Origin of the sequence: Pantoea sp. RIT413, assembly GCF_003057675.2 — a bacterium.
Lineage (GTDB): Bacteria > Pseudomonadota > Gammaproteobacteria > Enterobacterales > Enterobacteriaceae > Pantoea > Pantoea eucrina.
Genome location: NZ_QBJB02000003.1, coordinates 25,134 through 41,484 on the forward strand (window position 1 = coordinate 25,134; position 16,351 = coordinate 41,484).

The 16,351-nt window shown below is 59.1% G+C and carries 17 protein-coding genes; 11 read left to right on the plus strand and 6 right to left on the minus strand.

What is annotated here, in order from left to right; all coding sequences use genetic code 11:
* Window positions 1-17 precede the first annotated feature (17 nt).
* Window positions 18-476 (minus strand): manganese-binding transcriptional regulator MntR, encoded by a 459-nt coding sequence (mntR, locus tag DBY66_RS05590; protein ID WP_039383416.1) that lies wholly within the window; start codon window positions 474-476, stop codon window positions 18-20.
* Window positions 477-700: 224 nt separating this feature from the next.
* Here mntR and DBY66_RS05595 point away from each other — a divergent pair, with 224 nt between their 5' ends.
* Window positions 701-892, plus strand: a complete 192-nt coding sequence (locus tag DBY66_RS05595; protein WP_071669023.1) for a hypothetical protein — start codon at window positions 701-703, stop codon at window positions 890-892.
* A gap of 138 nt (window positions 893-1,030) precedes the next feature.
* On the opposite strand, the gene ompX is transcribed toward DBY66_RS05595, so the two are convergent.
* Window positions 1,031-1,543: an outer membrane protein OmpX gene (gene ompX / locus DBY66_RS05600; protein ID WP_094111982.1), complete on the minus strand. Its 513-nt coding sequence runs from the start codon at window positions 1,541-1,543 to the stop codon at window positions 1,031-1,033.
* Between the two features lie 369 nt (window positions 1,544-1,912).
* Here ompX and rhtA point away from each other — a divergent pair, with 369 nt between their 5' ends.
* The 5 genes from rhtA (at window position 1,913) to glnQ (ending at window position 6,129) form a co-directional block, all read left to right on the plus strand.
* Window positions 1,913-2,803, plus strand: coding sequence for a threonine/homoserine exporter RhtA (gene rhtA, locus DBY66_RS05605; RefSeq protein WP_039383412.1), 891 nt, complete (start codon window positions 1,913-1,915; stop codon window positions 2,801-2,803).
* 305 nt (window positions 2,804-3,108) lie between these two features.
* The gene (dps, locus tag DBY66_RS05610) at window positions 3,109-3,612 is read left to right on the plus strand and encodes a DNA starvation/stationary phase protection protein Dps (protein WP_039383410.1); all 504 of its coding nucleotides are present in this window, start codon (window positions 3,109-3,111) and stop codon (window positions 3,610-3,612) included.
* A gap of 305 nt (window positions 3,613-3,917) precedes the next feature.
* A complete protein-coding gene (gene glnH / locus DBY66_RS05615) occupies window positions 3,918-4,664 on the plus strand; it encodes a glutamine ABC transporter substrate-binding protein GlnH (protein WP_039383409.1) in 747 nt (248 codons plus the stop codon).
* Between the two features lie 86 nt (window positions 4,665-4,750).
* Complete coding sequence (gene glnP / locus DBY66_RS05620) at window positions 4,751-5,410, plus strand: glutamine ABC transporter permease GlnP (RefSeq protein WP_039383407.1); 660 nt, start codon at window positions 4,751-4,753, stop codon at window positions 5,408-5,410.
* Window positions 5,407-6,129, plus strand: a complete 723-nt coding sequence (gene glnQ / locus DBY66_RS05625) for a glutamine ABC transporter ATP-binding protein GlnQ (RefSeq protein ID WP_108569728.1) — start codon at window positions 5,407-5,409, stop codon at window positions 6,127-6,129. Before glnP ends, glnQ begins: the two co-directional genes overlap by 4 nt.
* Window positions 6,130-6,194: 65 nt before the next feature.
* Here the strand turns inward: glnQ and rlmF are convergent, their stop codons facing one another.
* On the minus strand, window positions 6,195-7,118 hold the full coding sequence (gene rlmF, locus DBY66_RS05630; RefSeq protein WP_108569727.1) for a 23S rRNA (adenine(1618)-N(6))-methyltransferase RlmF: 924 nt from the start codon (window positions 7,116-7,118) through the stop codon (window positions 6,195-6,197).
* Window positions 7,119-7,279: 161 nt separating this feature from the next.
* Between rlmF and DBY66_RS05635 the strand changes: the two genes are divergently transcribed.
* Entirely contained in the window at window positions 7,280-7,906 is a 627-nt protein-coding gene (locus DBY66_RS05635; RefSeq protein WP_071669021.1) for a flavin reductase family protein, read from the plus strand.
* A gap of 4 nt (window positions 7,907-7,910) precedes the next feature.
* Here DBY66_RS05635 and hutG read toward each other — a convergent pair whose 3' ends face one another.
* Both hutG and hutI read right to left on the minus strand, forming a co-directional pair.
* The gene (hutG, locus tag DBY66_RS05640; protein ID WP_104084698.1) at window positions 7,911-8,696 is read right to left on the minus strand and encodes an N-formylglutamate deformylase; all 786 of its coding nucleotides are present in this window, start codon (window positions 8,694-8,696) and stop codon (window positions 7,911-7,913) included.
* A complete protein-coding gene (hutI, locus tag DBY66_RS05645; RefSeq protein ID WP_108569726.1) occupies window positions 8,693-9,910 on the minus strand; it encodes an imidazolonepropionase in 1,218 nt (405 codons plus the stop codon). Before hutI ends, hutG begins: the two co-directional genes overlap by 4 nt.
* Window positions 9,911-9,995: 85 nt before the next feature.
* On the opposite strand from hutI, the gene DBY66_RS05650 reads away from it, so the two are divergent.
* Together DBY66_RS05650 and DBY66_RS05655 are read left to right on the plus strand one after the other, a co-directional pair.
* Entirely contained in the window at window positions 9,996-11,351 is a 1,356-nt protein-coding gene (locus tag DBY66_RS05650) for a formimidoylglutamate deiminase (RefSeq protein ID WP_108569725.1), read from the plus strand.
* A complete protein-coding gene (locus tag DBY66_RS05655) occupies window positions 11,348-11,890 on the plus strand; it encodes a HutD family protein (RefSeq protein WP_108569724.1) in 543 nt (180 codons plus the stop codon). The genes DBY66_RS05650 and DBY66_RS05655 overlap by 4 nt, the downstream gene beginning before the upstream one ends.
* On the opposite strand, the gene hutC is transcribed toward DBY66_RS05655, so the two are convergent.
* Window positions 11,874-12,629: a histidine utilization repressor gene (hutC, locus tag DBY66_RS05660; RefSeq protein WP_039383392.1), complete on the minus strand. Its 756-nt coding sequence runs from the start codon at window positions 12,627-12,629 to the stop codon at window positions 11,874-11,876. The two genes, DBY66_RS05655 and hutC, sit on opposite strands and share 17 nt — an antisense overlap.
* Before the next feature lie 318 nt (window positions 12,630-12,947).
* Between hutC and hutH the strand changes: the two genes are divergently transcribed.
* Window positions 12,948-14,501, plus strand: a complete 1,554-nt coding sequence (gene hutH, locus DBY66_RS05665; RefSeq protein WP_039383390.1) for a histidine ammonia-lyase — start codon at window positions 12,948-12,950, stop codon at window positions 14,499-14,501.
* A gap of 10 nt (window positions 14,502-14,511) precedes the next feature.
* Complete coding sequence (gene hutU, locus DBY66_RS05670; protein WP_071669017.1) at window positions 14,512-16,197, plus strand: urocanate hydratase; 1,686 nt, start codon at window positions 14,512-14,514, stop codon at window positions 16,195-16,197.
* Window positions 16,198-16,351: the final 154 nt, after the last annotated feature.

Sequence of the window (16,351 nt, forward strand, 5' to 3'; positions counted from 1 at the left end):
GCGGCAGGCCTTATAAGTTAGCGATTCTCGTAAAATTTCTGAAAGACGGCCAGGGTTTCGTCGCTGACGTGATGCTCCAGCCCTTCAGAGTCGCGGCGTGCGGTCTCCGGGCTGACGCCTAATGCCAGCAAAAACGTTTCAACGATATGGTGGCGAACGCGGCTCGCCTCGGCGAGTTTTTCACCTTCCGGCGTCAGGAAGACGCCACGATAGGGCACCTGCTCTACCAGGCCGGTGGTGCTCAGGCGCTTCAGCATTTTTGCCACGGTAGGCTGGGATACGCCAAGGCGCGCCGCCATATCCACCTGACGCGCCTCACCAAATTCACGAATGAGATCGGAGATCAGCTCGACGTAATCATCAATCAATTCACGACGATGAGCTTCGCGCACCTGACGAAAGCCTTCAACATGCTCCTCAATATCCTTAAGCGGCCCCTGAGGGGTATTGATGGCATTTTTCGCACGACGACTCATTAAGCTTCCTCTTTATTATCTGCCGCACCTTACCTGCCGTGCGGACTGGCTGCGCTCATTGTAAACCAGGCGCAAATAAGCACAAATTTTTCATGAATAGTGTTGGCTAAAGAGTATAGCCAATGCTATCTTTGTACATGATGTAAGCGAAAAGCGTGAAAAGGCAGCAATGTCCGGTACGCACCAGCGCTTACGCATCATCTGTTATTCATGGGGAGGTGAAGATGAGCACCCTGAAAAACTGCCTTGATTGCGGCAAATGCCCGCAAGCCGCTCAGCGCAAGCCCGCTTTTGATATCAAATCGCTGCTCTGCCTGTTCAGCCGCTCGCCCTTTGCGCTCCGCCTGATGCTGCTGGAAAAGCTCGCAGGCAAAAAGTGCGAACGCCCGTGCAACCAGATTATCTGGCGCGGCTGAAAGCCCGCAAGGCTACTGCTTAACCCGCCCGATGGCGGGTTTTTGTTTTTCTGCTCTGCTGCACCGGCACCCTCTTCAGGCAAAAAAAAACGGCCCCCTGCGGGACCGTTTCATGTGCAACTCTGGTCTAAGCTAAACTTAGAAGCTGTAGCCGACGCCAGCGATCCAGGTGCCTACGTCAACGTTGCGGATGCGGCTCTGCTCGTAGCCTACGTCCAGTGCAACGTTTTCAATTGGGTTGAACTGCATACCTGCGCCGTAAGCGATGCCTACGTCGCTGCTGTCAGATTTAGACTGACCGGCAGATTCGTTCTGCTGGAATTTACCGTAGCCGATACCTACAACGCCGTAGATGCTCGCCCAGTCGTTCAGACGGTAAGCCGGGCCGCCGGTGAAGCCGTAGTACTGGCCTTTGTTATAAACGCCATCTTCAGTACGATCTTTTTCGGTGTAGGTGAAAGAACCGATCCAGCCCAGTGGGTTTGAACCGTCTTCGTAGCGGTATTTCAGGTTGAAGCCGTTAGCTTTGTTAGCAACGCCCTGATAATCGCTCTGTGCGTAACCGCCAGAAACGGTGCTCTGTGCCATGGCTGAGCCAGCAGAAACTGCCAGTACACAAGCCAGTGCTGAAAGACATGCAATTTTTTTCATAACCACCTCAAATGTGAAAATACTTCTCTCCTGACAACGCTAAAAATATAACAAAAGTTAGGGAGAAACTCTGCCCGGATTTTGTTGTCCAAGAGATTGTTTGGTGTAACAGAAAGTTAATGAAGTTTCCTATGTCATTCATTTTACTTATAAAATGCCTCCCTGTTTAGTTCAATAATTCTGCGAACAAAAAATGCCTTTAAGTAAATTCCTAAAGTAATCTGACAATTCTTTACAAAATTGGCCCTGTAAACGGCTCTTTTTTAGCCATTTTCTGAAGCGAAACTGGCCTTATTTTTTCCCGTCAGCCTGCAATTGCTTTAAGCTACTCTCCTTCGCTCACCCCTCATTTCCGGAATCGACAACAGGATGTCTGCGCCTCTTTCTCGTAAAAATAGCTTTCCCGTATGGCTGCCCATTGTGATTTTGCTTTTCGCTATGATGTCGCTGCAGGGTGGCGCCTCGCTGGCAAAATCGCTGTTTGACGTCGCGGGCGCGCCCGGCATCACTGCGCTGCGTCTCGGACTCGGTACGCTGCTGCTTTGTCTCTTTTTCAAACCCTGGCGTTTGCGCTTTACTCCGGCGCAGCGTAAACCCCTGCTGATTTACGGCCTGGCGCTCGGCTGTATGAACTTTCTGTTTTACCTCGCCCTGCGGACAATCCCGCTGGGTGTGGGCGTGGCGCTGGAGTTTCTCGGTCCGCTGGCGCTGGCGCTGGCAGGCGCGCGCCGCCTGCTTGATTTTCTCTGGATAGCGCTGGCAGTCGCCGGGCTCTGGTTTCTGCTGCCAATCGGTGACGGCATCAGCCATATTGATCCGCTCGGCGCACTGCTGGCAGTAGGTGCCGGCGTCTGCTGGGCAATCTATATCCTCTCCGGACAGCGTGCCGGCGCGGAGCACGGCCCGGCAACGGTGGCAATGGGCTCGCTTATCGCTTCTGTTATCTTCGTGCCGCTGGGACTGCTGTTTGCCTCCCCCGGCATCTGGCACTGGGAGATCCTGCCGCTGGCGCTGCTGATCGCCCTGCTCTCCAGCGCAATTCCCTATTCACTGGAGATGATTGCCATGACCCGCCTGCCGGCGCGGATCTTTGGCACCCTGATGAGCCTCGAACCGGCTGTCGCGGCCCTTTCCGGCATGCTGTTTCTGGGTGAACAGCTTACCCTGCCGCAGTGGTCAGGACTGCTGGCGATTATCGCCGCGTCGGCAGGCACCACGCTGACCATGCGCCAGAAAGCCCGTCTGAAAGAAGTCGCCTGAGTTACGCTTAATTAACGCTGTCTATCGCAGCCTGTTATTTCAGCAGGCTGCGCCGGCATCCGGAATCATTATCATTCCGTTATTGCATCGCCGGGCCGTTATTATTTTGTCACACAGATAACATCTTTAAGACCTATATAATAAACCATTGATTATGGTTACTTAATTCATGATTGCATCCGCAACGTTGCATGACGTCTTTATCTATCTCTGCTATCGGCCAGATCGCTTCAGCATATTTTATAACAGCTGCTATACTTATTTCCGTGCTTGATTAGGACAACATCAATTAGAGGACATAAATGATGAGTACCGCAAAACTGGTTAAAAACAACGCTTCCGATCTGATTTACACCCGCAATGATGTGGCTGACAGCGAAAAGAAAGCCACCATTGAGGTGCTCAACCGTCTGGTTGTGGAATTCATTGACCTGTCCCTGATCACCAAACAGGCGCACTGGAACATGCGTGGCGCAAACTTTATTGGCGTGCATGAGATGCTGGATGGTTTCCGTGCTGCTATCACCGAACATCAGGACACCATCGCTGAGCGCGTGATCCAGCTGGGTGGCGTAGCGCTGGGTACCACGCAGGTCGTGAATGATAAAACGCCGCTGCAGAGCTATCCGCTGAACATTCACAGCGTTCAGGATCACCTGAAAGCGCTGGCCGATCGCTACGCCATTGTGGCTAACGATACCCGCAAAGCGATCACCGAAGTCAAAGATGAAGATACTGCCGATATCTTTACCGCAGCGTCCCGTGACCTCGACAAGTTCCTGTGGTTTATCGAAGCCAATATCGAATAATCATCAGAGGCGGGTTAACCCGCCTTTTTTATTGCTTCAGATCCGCTTTTTTGACCCTGTTAACACTTCTTTCATCCCACCCTTTCCTTGTCATTATCCTGATGCACACTGTGGCTGCACCAAAAATGTTTCATGCACCATAATAGTGCCCACAAATGGTGCAAAGGATCATTTTTCTGCAAAATCGTGTCAGCTGACAGCCCTGCCGCCGGTAATTTCGGGCTGTTATTAAAGTTGGCATAATTTTTTCATATGACAGTCGTAGTGCAGACCATCAGGTCTGCAGAGCAATAAAGGATAAAATGATGAAGTCTCTGTTTAATGTCTCTGTGGCCGCGCTGGCGCTGGCCTTTTCTCTTTCTTCTACTGCCGCAGATAAAAAACTGATTGTCGCAACCGACACCGCATTTGTTCCTTTTGAGTTTAAGCAGGGCGACAAATATGTGGGTTTTGATATCGACCTGTGGGATGCGGTGGCAAAAGAGCTGAAGCTCGATTACACCCTGAAACCTATGGATTTCAGTGGGATTATTCCGGCTCTGCAAACCAAAAATGTCGATCTGGCGCTGGCCGGTATTACCATTACTGACGAACGTAAAAAAGCTATCGACTTCTCTGATGGCTACTATAAAAGCGGTCTGCTGGTGATGGTGCGCAATAACGAAAACGAGATCAAAGGCATTGACGATCTCAACGGCAAAACCGTTGCGGTAAAAAGCGGAACCGGTTCGGTGGACTACGCCAAAGCGCATATCAAGACCAAAGATTTGCGTCAGTTCCCGAATATCGATAACGCCTATATGGAGCTGGGAACCAATCGCGCCGATGCGGTGCTGCACGATACGCCGAATATTCTCTACTTTATCAATACCGCCGGTAAAGGTCGTTTCAAAGCGGTTGGCGAGTCGATTGAAGCTCAGCAGTATGGTGTGGCGCTGCCAAAAGGCAGTGATGAACTGCGTGACAAAATCAACGGCGCGCTGAAAACGCTGCGCGACAACGGTACGTACAACACAATCTATAAAAAATGGTTCGGTACTGAGCCAAAATAATGCCTGCATAAGCGGGCTTATGCAGCAGGGCGCCCTTTGCGCCCTGCTTTTACCTTTTCCATTGCAACATATTCCGGAGTAACACCATGGAGTTTGACTGGAGCGTCATCTGGCCAGCCCTGCCGATTCTGATCGAAGGCGCCAAAATGACCCTGCTGATTTCCGTTCTTGGCCTGATAGGCGGCCTGATTATCGGCCTGGTGGCTGGCTTTGCCCGCGCCTACGGTGGCTGGATCACCAATAACGTCGCGCTGGTATTTATTGAGCTGATCCGCGGCACGCCCATTGTCGTGCAGGTCATGTTTATCTACTTTGCGCTGCCAATGGCTTTTCCCGATCTGCGCATCGATCCTTTCACGGCGGCAGTCGTGACCATCATGATCAACTCAGGCGCCTATATTGCTGAGATTACGCGCGGCGCCGTGCTCTCTATCAACAAAGGCTTTCGCGAAGCGGGACTGGCGCTGGGCCTGTCACGCCGCGAGACCCTGCGCTATGTGATTATGCCGCTGGCCCTGCGCCGTATGCTCCCGCCGCTGGGCAACCAGTGGATTGTCAGTATTAAAGATACGTCGCTGTTTATTGTTATCGGCGTGGCGGAACTGACGCGACAGGGCCAGGAGATTATTGCCGGTAACTTCCGTGCGCTGGAGATCTGGAGCGCGGTTGCCATTATCTATCTGATTATTACGCTGGTGTTGAGCTTTGTGCTGCGCCGTATTGAGAAAAGGGTGAAAATCCTGTGATTGAATTTAAAAACGTCTCTAAAAATTTCGGTCAGACGCAGGTTCTGCACGACATCAATCTGAAAATTAATCAGGGCGAAGTGGTGGTGATTATCGGTCCTTCCGGCTCCGGTAAATCAACGCTGCTGCGCTGTATCAACAAACTGGAAGAGATCACCAGCGGCGATCTGATTGTGGACGGCATGAAAGTCAACGATCCGAAAGTGGATGAGCGGCTGATCCGTCAGGAAGCGGGCATGGTGTTTCAGCAGTTTCATCTGTTTCCGCAGATGAGCGCGCTGGATAACGTCGCCTTTGGTCCGATTCGCGTCCGCGGCGCGAAAAAAGAGGAGGCCCACAGGCTGGCGCGCGAGCTGCTGGGCAAAGTGGGCCTGGCGGAACGGGCGCATCATTTTCCGGCTGAACTCTCCGGCGGTCAGCAGCAGCGCGTGGCCATTGCGCGGGCGCTGGCCGTGAAGCCAAAAATGATGCTGTTTGATGAGCCGACGTCCGCGCTCGATCCGGAGCTGCGTCATGAAGTTCTGAAAGTGATGCAGGATCTGGCCGAGGAAGGCATGACGATGGTGATCGTCACGCATGAAGTGGGGTTTGCACAGAAAGTCGCGTCGCGCCTGATCTTCATTGATAAAGGTACGATTGCGGAAGATGGCGATCCGGATACCCTGATTACCGCGCCGCCAAGCGAACGTCTGCGCGAGTTCCTGCAGCACGTTTCCTGACGCGCTGCGCGCGCTGAATAAGGCCGCACCGGATAACCGGGCGGCCTTTTTATCGGGTGATACGCTTAGCGCTTCATCCGCTGCGCGCGGGCGGCGGGCGTCATAAAGCTCCAGGCGAGGAAGCGGCTCTGTTTCTGACCCTGCGCCATATTGACGATGCGCACCTCACAGGCCTCTGCTGCGAGCCGGTCGCGCAGCGCCGGTAAGTTCTCTTTTCGCGAAACCAGCGATGTAAACCAGACAATGCTGCTGCCCAGCGCGACGCTCTCATCGATCATCCTGCCGATAAACGCCAGCTCGCCCCCTTCACACCACAGCTCAGTCTGCTGACCGCCAAAATTGAGCGGCGCGTTCTGCTTCAGTCCCAGGTTGCGTACTTTGCGCTGGCTGCCCGCTGCGGCATCAGCTGCCGATGCGTGAAACGGCGGATTGCACATCACGGCATGGTAGCGCTCATTTTTATGGATCACGCCGCTGAAAATCGCCTGCGGCTGTTTCTGGCGACGCAGACGTACCGCACGCTGCAGGCCGGGATTACCCGCCACAATCTGGCTGGCGGCGGTAATCGCCTCAGCGCTGGTATCCGTACCGGTAAAACGCCAGCCATACTCGGCGTGGCCAATCAGGGGATAAATGCAGTTGGCGCCGCAGCCAATATCCATGACGTCCAGATCGCGCGGGATCGCCCCGCCGTTATCACCCGCCAGCAGATCGGCCAGCGCGTGAACGTAATCAGCACGCCCCGGTACCGGCGGCGTCAGATACCCTTCCGGCAGCTGCCAGTTAAGGTTATAAAAGAGCTTCAGCAGCGCCTGATTAAGCAGCATTACCGCCTGCGGATCGGCGAAATCGATCGACTGCTCGCCGTGACCGTTAGGACGAACCTTCGGCGCAAGCGGCGGATGCGCGGCAATCAGCGCAGGAAAATCGTAACGCCCCTGATGGCGATTACGCGGATGAAAGGGCGCACTGGCGGCTGGCTTATTCATAGTCTCTCCGGAAAGTAAGGCGGGCGTAAGATACTCCGGCTGCCGCCAGCGCACAATCCGCTTACCGCAATTTTACGTTTACACCAGACTCTCTGCGAACCCTTTTACTGCAATGCACGCCGCCTGCCGCGACGTGCCTTCACCCTGACTCAGGAGTTTTTATGACGCGCCATCGCTACAGCTACCAGCCCCGGACCGGACACGGCCTGCCCCACGATCCGCTGAACGCCATTATCGGTCCGCGTCCGATTGGCTGGATCAGCTCCCGGAGCGGCAGCGGCCAGGATAATCTTGCGCCGTACAGCTTTTTTAACTGTTTTAATTACCAGCCTCCGATCATCGGCTTTGCCAGCAGCGGCTGGAAAGACAGCGTGCAGAACATCAGCGAAAGCAAGGTGTTTGTCTGGAATCTGGCCACGCGTCCGCTGGCGGAAGCGATGAACGAAAGCTCCGCCTCGGTCAGCAGCGATGAGTTCGCGCTCGCGGGCCTGACGCCGGTTGCCGCTTCCCATATCGACTGCAGCATGGTGGCAGAGAGCCCGGTTAACTTTGAGTGTCGCCTGACGCAGCTGATCCGGCTGCAGGATGCGCAGGGCGGGGAGCTGGAGAGCTGGCTGGTGCTGGGTGAAGCGGTCGCCATTCATATTGATGAAGCCCTGCTGGAGGATGGCATTTACCAGACCGCCAGAGCGCAGCCGATTCTGCGCGCCGGGGGGCCTTCTGCCTATTACGGCATCAGTGAGGCGCAGCGTTTTGATCTGGTCCGCCCGGACGCGCGTAAGCGGTAAGCGTTTAACGCTTTCCTGCCGCCAGCAGCGCGCCGATCAGCTGCTGCAGCACCGGCTGCAGCTGTGAGGCGCGCGCTGGCTGCCAGGCAAAAGTCAGCGACTCATCCATATAGTTGTGCTGCGCCAGCTCCAGCTGTACCGCCTCGACGCCCTGCGCCGGCTGGCCATAGGCGCGCGTAATATAACCGCCTTTAAAACGGCCATTCAGCACCCAGCTATAGCGCTGCTGAGCCTTACACACCTGCCCCAGCGCGTCGCTCACCGCCGCTGAGCAGCTGGCGCCATCACTGGTTCCCAGATTCAGATCGGGCAACACGCCGCTGAACAGCCGGGGCACCCGTGAAGCGATAGAGTGCGCATCAAACAGCAGCGCATAGCCATATTGCGCTTTCAGGCGCGCCAGCTCCTGCTGCAGCTGCTGATGATAGGGCTGCCAGAGGGTCTGCAGATAGCGCTGACGCGTCGCCCGATCCGGCGTCATGCCCGGTCTGAACACCGGCGTGCCGTCAAACAGCGTCTCTGGCCAGAGTCCGGTAGTGGCGGTGGTATAGAGCGGCCGGTCGTCAGGCGGCCGGTTGAGATCGATAACGAAACGGGAATAGCGTCCGGTCAGCACGCTGGCGCCAATATCCTGCGCAAAATCGTACAGCTGCGGCAGATGCCAGTCGGTGTCCGGCAGCGGGCGTGCCGCGTCGCTCAGCCCCGCCTCAACCTCCGGCGTAAGCTGCGTACCGGCATGCGGTATTGAGATCAGCAGCGGCAGCCTGCCCGGTACAAAATCAAAGCTCATTGTGCTTCTCCACGATAGATAACCCGGCACGGCAATTCGCCGCCCAGCCAGTAAGCCAGCTCGCCCGGACGCGTCAGCGGCCAGTGAACAAAGCTGGCGACTTTGCCCGCCTCCAGTGAGCCGTGCGTCTGCTGCAGACCCAGCGCTTTCGCGCCCCACAGCGTCACCCCCGCCAGCGCCTCCTCCGGCGTCATGCCAAACAGCGTACAGCCCATATTCATCATCAGCCGCAGTGAAAGCGCGGGTGATGTCCCTGGATTAGCATCGCTGGCGAGCGCCATCGGGACGCCGTAGCGGCGGAACAGCGCGACCGGTGGCCGCTGCGTTTCGCGCAGCAGATAGAACGCTCCCGGCAGCAGCACAGCAACGGTGCCATGCTCTGCCATCGCGCGGACATCCTCCTCGCTGGCGTACTCCAGATGGTCAGCGGAGAGCGCGCCATAGCGTGCGGCCAGCGCCGCCCCGCCCTGCGCCGAGAGCTGCTCAGCGTGCAGTTTGACCGGCAGATCCAGCGCGCGCGCCGCATCAAACACCGCGCTGACCTGCGCAGGCGACAGCGCCAGATGTTCACAGAACGCATCCACCGCATCCGCCAGCCCCTCCTCTTTTACCCGTGGCAGCAGCCGCTGGCAGATAATATCGATCCAGCCCTGCGGATTGGCGTGAAACGCCGGCGGGATCGCATGTGCGGCCAGGCAGGTTGCGATGACATCAGCCGGCACGCCGGCTGCCAGCTGGCGTATGGCCCGCAGCATTTTCAGTTCGCTCTCTTCATCAAGCCCGTAACCCGATTTGATTTCTACCGTGGTGACGCCCTCCGCCAGCAGATGCGCCAGCCGCCCGCGCGCTGACGCCACCAGCGCCTCCTGTGAGGCGGACCGCGTGGCGCGTACCGTGGCGAGAATACCGCCGCCCTGCGCAGCAATTTCTGCATAGCTGGCACCGTTGAGACGCTGCTCAAATTCCGCGCTGCGATCGCCGGCGAACAACAGATGCGTATGGCAATCCACCAGCCCCGGCGTGATGATGCCGCCGCTAAACGTATGCCGCTGACGCGGCGCAAATGCCGGCAGTTCACCGCGCGCCCCGACCCATATCAGTACGCCGTTATCCACGGCCAGCGCGCCATCGGTGATGATGTTGTAGCGCCCGTCGCGCAGCGTAACGATATCTGCGCCCAGCCACAGGCTGTCGATCTGCTTCGCGTCTCTCATGCCCTGTTCCCTGCGTACGGGCGATTTACACACCCGGTTAAAGTATGTATATGTATATACAACTTTCCAGCCTGAAGGATCAACCATGACCACCTATTTTGCCCCGCGCGCTCAGCTGGCAGATGGCTGGCACAGCCACGTGACGCTGGAGGTCAGCGACGCCGGTTTTATCACCCGCGTTACGCCAGATAGCGCGCCGGGCGCTGCTATACCGCTGGCGGGGGCCGTCATTCCCGCCATGACCAACCTGCACTCGCACGCTTTTCAGCGCGCGATGGCGGGACTGGCTGAGGTGGCGGGCGATCCGCAGGACAGCTTCTGGACCTGGCGCGAGCTGATGTATCGCATGGTAGCGCGGCTGACGCCGCAGCAGGTGGGCGACATTGCGACCTGGCTCTATATTGAGCTGCTGAAAGGGGGCTACAGCCAGGTCGCTGAGTTTCACTATCTGCATCACAATCCGCAGGGCCAGCCCTATCCGGATGATGCCATGCTGCAGCAGCTGATGCTGGCCGCTGAGCGCACCGGCATCGGCCAGACGCTGCTGCCGGTGCTTTACAGCTACAGCAGTTTTGGCGCACAGCCCGCCAGCGCCGGACAGCGCCGTTTTATCCAGCAGACCGGCGCTTATCTGCAGCAGCTGCAGCGCGTGGCCGCGGTCTGCGCAGATAAACCGCTGCTGAACTACGGCGTCTGTTTTCATTCTCTGCGCGCGGTCAGCGAAGCGCAGATGCACGACGTGCTGGCCGCAGCGCCGGGCGATCTGCCGGTCCATATCCACATTGCCGAGCAGGAAAAAGAGGTCAGCGACAGCCTGGCGTGGAGCGGTGAGCGTCCCATCGCCTGGCTGATGCGCCGCTTTAACGTTGATGCACGCTGGTGCCTGATCCACGCCACCCATCCGGATGAGAGCGAGCTGCAGCAGCTCGCCGCCAGCGGGGCCGTTGCGGGATTATGCCCGACGACTGAAGCCAACCTCGGCGACGGTATTTTTCCGGCGAGTACCTATATTGCGCGGGGCGGACGCTGGGGGATCGGCTCTGACAGCCACGTCTCGGTCAGCGCCCGTGAGGAGCTGCGCTGGCTGGAGTACGGGCAGCGGCTGCGCGACAGGCGGCGCAACCGTCTGGCGCTGCCGCAGCAGCCGTCGGTAGGCGATCTGCTGTGGCAGCAGGCTGCGGCCGGAGGCGCTCAGGCGTGCGGCATCCGCAGCGGCGTGCTGGCACCCGGCCTGCGCGCCGACTGGCTGGTACTGCGCGACGACCCGCTGCTCAGCGCAACCCCTTCCGATGCGCTGCTCAATCGCTGGCTGTTTGCCGGCGCGCGCAGCGGGATCCGCGATACGTTTGTCGCCGGCCGGCAGGTGATCGCTGACGGCCAGCATGCAGAAGAGGCGCAGGCGGCCATCCGCGTTGCCGACGCGCTGCGGGCGCTGCAGTGATCCGCCGCTTTTGCCACGACGCGCTGCCGGTCAGCCGCTGGCGCAACGGCGGCGGCGAGACGCGCGAAATCGTCAGCTTTCCCCCCGGCGCGGCGGATTTCGCCTGGCGTGCCAGCATCGCCACGCTTGACGCCAGCGGCCCTTTTTCGCTGTTTCCTGGCGTGGATCGGGTGATTACCCTGCTGCAGGGCGACAGCCCGCTGCTGCAGAGCGGCGGGCTGACGCACCGGCTGCAGCCCTGTCAGCCGTGGCGCTTCGCCGGAGAAGCCCCGGTGCAGGCGACAGTGCACGGCCGCTGCAGCGATTTCAATATCATGACCCGCCGCGACAGCTGGCGGGCGGAGGTCAGCATCCTGCAGCAGGCACCGCAGCAGAGCCGGCACGGGGTGTCGTATGTGTTAGCCGGTGCGTGGCAGTACGCCTCCGGCGAGGTCCTGCACCAGACGCAGGGGATCTGGTGGCTGGATGAGCCACTGACGCTGACGCCGCAGAGCTGCGATGCCCTGCTGCTCTGGTGCCGGCTCAGCCGTGTCCTTTAAAACGTCCCAGCAGCTTATAGCGCGAGCCGGGATAGAGCAGCCGCGCATAGGTCACAATCTTACTGTCGCTCCACGTCTGCCGCCGAATCAATAAGCAGGGTTCGTGCTCCTCCAGCGCGAGATGCCTGCGCTGGCGCAAATCGGGCAGTACCGCCTCAACAATATGCTCGCCGGCGGTCAGCGGCGCGACCCGCATCAGATAGGTATAAGGGGTAACGCTGTGATAATCCTGCTTCAGGTAGTCCGGCGCCATCTGCGGGTTCACCAGGCGATCTTCCAGCTGTACCGGCAGATCGTTTTCGTAATGCACCATCAGCGAATGAAACAGCGGCTGGCCGGTGCGCATCCCCAGCAGCGCCGCCTGCTCCGGATCCGCCCGCCCCTGCGTCAGGGTCAGGATCTGGCAGCGGTGCTGATGACCGCGCTGCGCAATCTCATCCGCAATATTGTGCACCTCCAGCATCGCCGTGTAGCCTTTCATCTCCGCGACAAAGGTGCCCACCCCCTGCATACGCAGCAGATAGCCCTCGGCGGTGAGTTCACGCAGCGCGCGGTTGATGGTCATCCGGCTCACGCCCAGCTCGCTGACCAGCTCGCTCTCGGAGGGCACACGCTGCCTGGCTTTCCACTCTCCCGCGCGGATCTGGCTGATAATCGCCTGTTTGACGCGCTGGTAAATCGGTGCCGGTTCATCGCCCATTGCGGCGGCTAACTGCGCCAGTGCCGTTTGCTCGGTCATCTGCTGTTCCTTTCTGCTCTGAGAAGGAAAGTTTACTGTTCCGCCAGGCAGATGTATAGACATGCAGTAGTGCAGCGCAGCGGCTGCGGGTGCAGAGGCTGCTGCTTTAGCGTGCATCAAATTGGCTGATTAGCCTGCCTGCCCGCAGTGCGGCACATTTCACAAATTGCAGTGAAACTGGCATAGCGCTTGCTACTTGTATAGACAGGAATAACAAACCTGTGCTTCACTCGGTTTACCGCGGGTGAAGTAACCTGACGCATGGCGTTAAGAAGCGTGACTTTTCCCGCCACTTACTTGTATATACAGGAGTAGATCATGTCGCATGCACTGCAGGAAATCTGCCTGGAACCCGGTAAGGTGGATCTCGCGACCCTGCGCACTATCTATCAGCAGCCGGTGACGTTACACCTGACGCCAGCGGCGCGCAGTGCTATTCACCGCGCTCATGCGACCGTCGACGATATCGTCGCGTCCGGCAGTGTGGTGTATGGCATTAATACCGGCTTTGGCAAGCTGGCACAGACGCAAATTCCCGCTGCCCGCCTGGCTGAGCTGCAGCGTAACCTGGTGCTGTCGCACAGCGTTGGCCTCGGCGATCTGCTGCCGGATAACGTCACGCGTCTGGTGGTTGCCAGCAAGATTATCAGTCTGGCGCGCGGTCATTCCGGCGTCCGTATTGAGCTGGTGGATGCCCTGCTGGCGCTGTTTAACGCCGGCGTGATGCCCTCTATTCCGGCTAAGGGCTCAGTAGGCGCGTCTGGCGATCTGGCTCCGCTGGCACACCTGTCGCTGATGCTGCTGGGTGAAGGCGAGGTGCGCATTGCCGGTGAACGGCGGCCGGCAACGGAAGGTCTGGCGCGCGCCGGACTGACGCCGATTGTCCTCGGGCCAAAAGAGGGACTGGCGCTGCTGAACGGAACCCAGGTCTCAGCGGCCCTGGCGCTGCGCGGCCTGTTTGAAGCGGAAAATCTCTTTGCTGCTGCACTGATGGCGGGCGCGCTCTCGCTGGAGGCGATTAAAGGCTCGGTTAAACCCTATGATGCGCGCATTCATCAGGCGCGCGGCCAGCCTGGCCAGATCGCTGTCGCCGCCGCCGTCAGCTCGCTGCTCAGCGGCAGCGGGATCCTGCAGTCGCACACCCACTGCGGACGGGTTCAGGATCCCTACTCTGTTCGCTGCGTGCCGCAGGTGATGGGGGCCTGCCTTGATAATCTCAGCCACGCCGCGCGCGTCCTGCAGATTGAGGCCAATGCCGCCTCCGATAACCCGCTGGTTTTCAGCGACAGCGGTGAAGTGATCTCCGGGGGCAACTTCCACGCCGAGCCGGTGGCGTTTGCGGCTGACATTATTGCGCTCGCCGTGGCCGAAATAGGTGCTATCTCCGAGCGCCGTCTGGCGCTGCTGCTTGACAGCACTCTCTCCGGCCTGCCGCCTTTCCTGGTGCAGGATGGCGGCGTCAACTCCGGCTTTATGATTGCCCAGGTGACCGCTGCCGCGCTGGCATCAGAAAACAAATCGCTGGCGCACCCTGGCAGCGTAGACAGCCTGCCTACGTCAGCGAATCAGGAAGATCACGTCTCTATGGCCACCTATGCAGCACGCCGTCTCGGGGAGATGTGTTTTAACACCGCTGCGGTGGTCGGCATTGAAGCGATGGCCGCAGCCCAGGGCATTGAGTTTCACCGGCCGCTGCAGAGTTCGGCCATCCTTGAACAGGAGATGCAGCGCATTCGCAGCAGGGTGGCGTTTCTTGCCAGCGACCGCCTGCTGGCACCCGATATCGAAGCGATGCGTCTGTGGGCTGCGGGCACGCAGTGGCCCGACGCGCTAATAACCTTGCTGCCGAGCCAGCGCCAGAACCAGCACTGAGGAGTGAATCATGAGCGAAACCCTGACGCAGGCCGTGGCCCGCGAAATCCGTGCCCCGCATGGCAGTGAACTGCACTGCGCTAACTGGCTTATCGAAGCGGCCTGGCGCATGATCCAGAATAACCTCGACCCCGATGTCGCCGAACGTCCGGACGATCTGGTGGTCTACGGTGGCATCGGCAAAGCCGCACGTAACTGGCCCTGTTTTGAGCAGATCCTGCGCTCGCTGCGCCTGCTGCAGCCGGATGAGACGCTGCTGATCCAGTCCGGTAAACCGGTGGGCGTATTCCGCACCCATGCCGACGCACCGCGCGTGCTGCTGGCTAACTCTAACCTGGTGCCGCACTGGGCGAACTGGGATCATTTTCATGAGCTGGATCGCGCCGGCCTGATGATGTATGGCCAGATGACCGCCGGCTCGTGGATCTACATTGGCGCCCAGGGCATTGTGCAGGGAACGTTTGAGACCTTCGCCGAAGCGGGCCGCCAGCACTATAACGGCGATCTTACCGGTCGCTGGATCCTCACCGCGGGCCTCGGCGGCATGGGCGGCGCACAGCCGCTGGCCGGCGTGCTGGCGGGTGCCTGCGTATTAGCGATTGAGTGCCAGGAGTCGCGCATCGATTTTCGCCTGCGCACCCGCTATCTCGATCACAAAGCGCGTACGCTGGATGAGGCGCTGGCGCTGATTGAACAGGCCACGGCGGCAAAAGAGGCGATCTCTGTCGGCCTGCTGGGCAATGCGGCGGAGATCCTGCCGGAGCTGGTAAACCGCGCCCGCGCCGGCGGCATACGCCCCGATATCGTGACCGATCAGACTTCTGCGCACGATCCGGTCAACGGCTATCTGCCGCAGGGCTGGGAGGTGGCACGCTGGCAGGCGGAGCGCCAGCGCAATCCGAAAGGCGTTGAACAGGCGGCGCGCGCCTCCATGGCAGTGCACGTCCGGGCCATGCTCGATTTTCACCATATGGGCGTGCCGACCGTGGACTACGGCAATAATATCCGGCAGGTGGCGCTGGACGAGGGGGTCAGCAACGCTTTTGACTTCCCTGGTTTTGTTCCCGCCTATATCCGCCCGCTGTTCTGCGAGGGCAAAGGCCCGTTTCGCTGGGTGGCGCTCTCGGGCGATCCGGAAGACATTTATAAAACGGACGCAAAATTAAAGTCGCTGTTTCCGGATAACCTCAATCTGCATCGCTGGCTCGACATGGCGCAGGCGCGTATCGCTTTTCAGGGCCTGCCCGCCCGTATCTGCTGGCTCGGACTGGGCGAACGCCATCTGGCCGCGCTGGCGTTCAACGAGATGGTACGCAGAGGCGAGCTGAAAGCGCCGGTGGTGATTGGCCGCGATCATCTCGACTGCGGTTCGGTGGCATCGCCTAACCGCGAAACGGAAGCGATGCGCGACGGCTCGGACGCGGTCTCTGACTGGCCGCTGCTTAACGCGCTGCTGAATACGGCCGGTGGCGCCACCTGGGTCAGCCTGCATCATGGCGGCGGCGTCGGCATGGGTTTTTCCCAGCACGCCGGCGTCGTAATTGTCTGTGACGGTACGCCGGAGGCGGATGCACGGCTGGCGCGCGTTTTGTGGAATGACCCGGCCACCGGGGTAATGCGCCATGCCGATGCCGGCTACGAGCAGGCGCAGGCGTGCGCCGTGCGGCACGGGCTGAACCTGCCGATGCTAACGTAACGGCCGTTTACGCAGGGAAGCGTAGCCGCTATCAGGGAGAGTTGTATATTCCACAAGGATATAATCTATAGCCAAATTATTCCTTTTAGCGATAGACGCTCCGGCGACATATCACTACAGTGATGACTTATCCCCTGCGCTGGCGCGCGTTGCA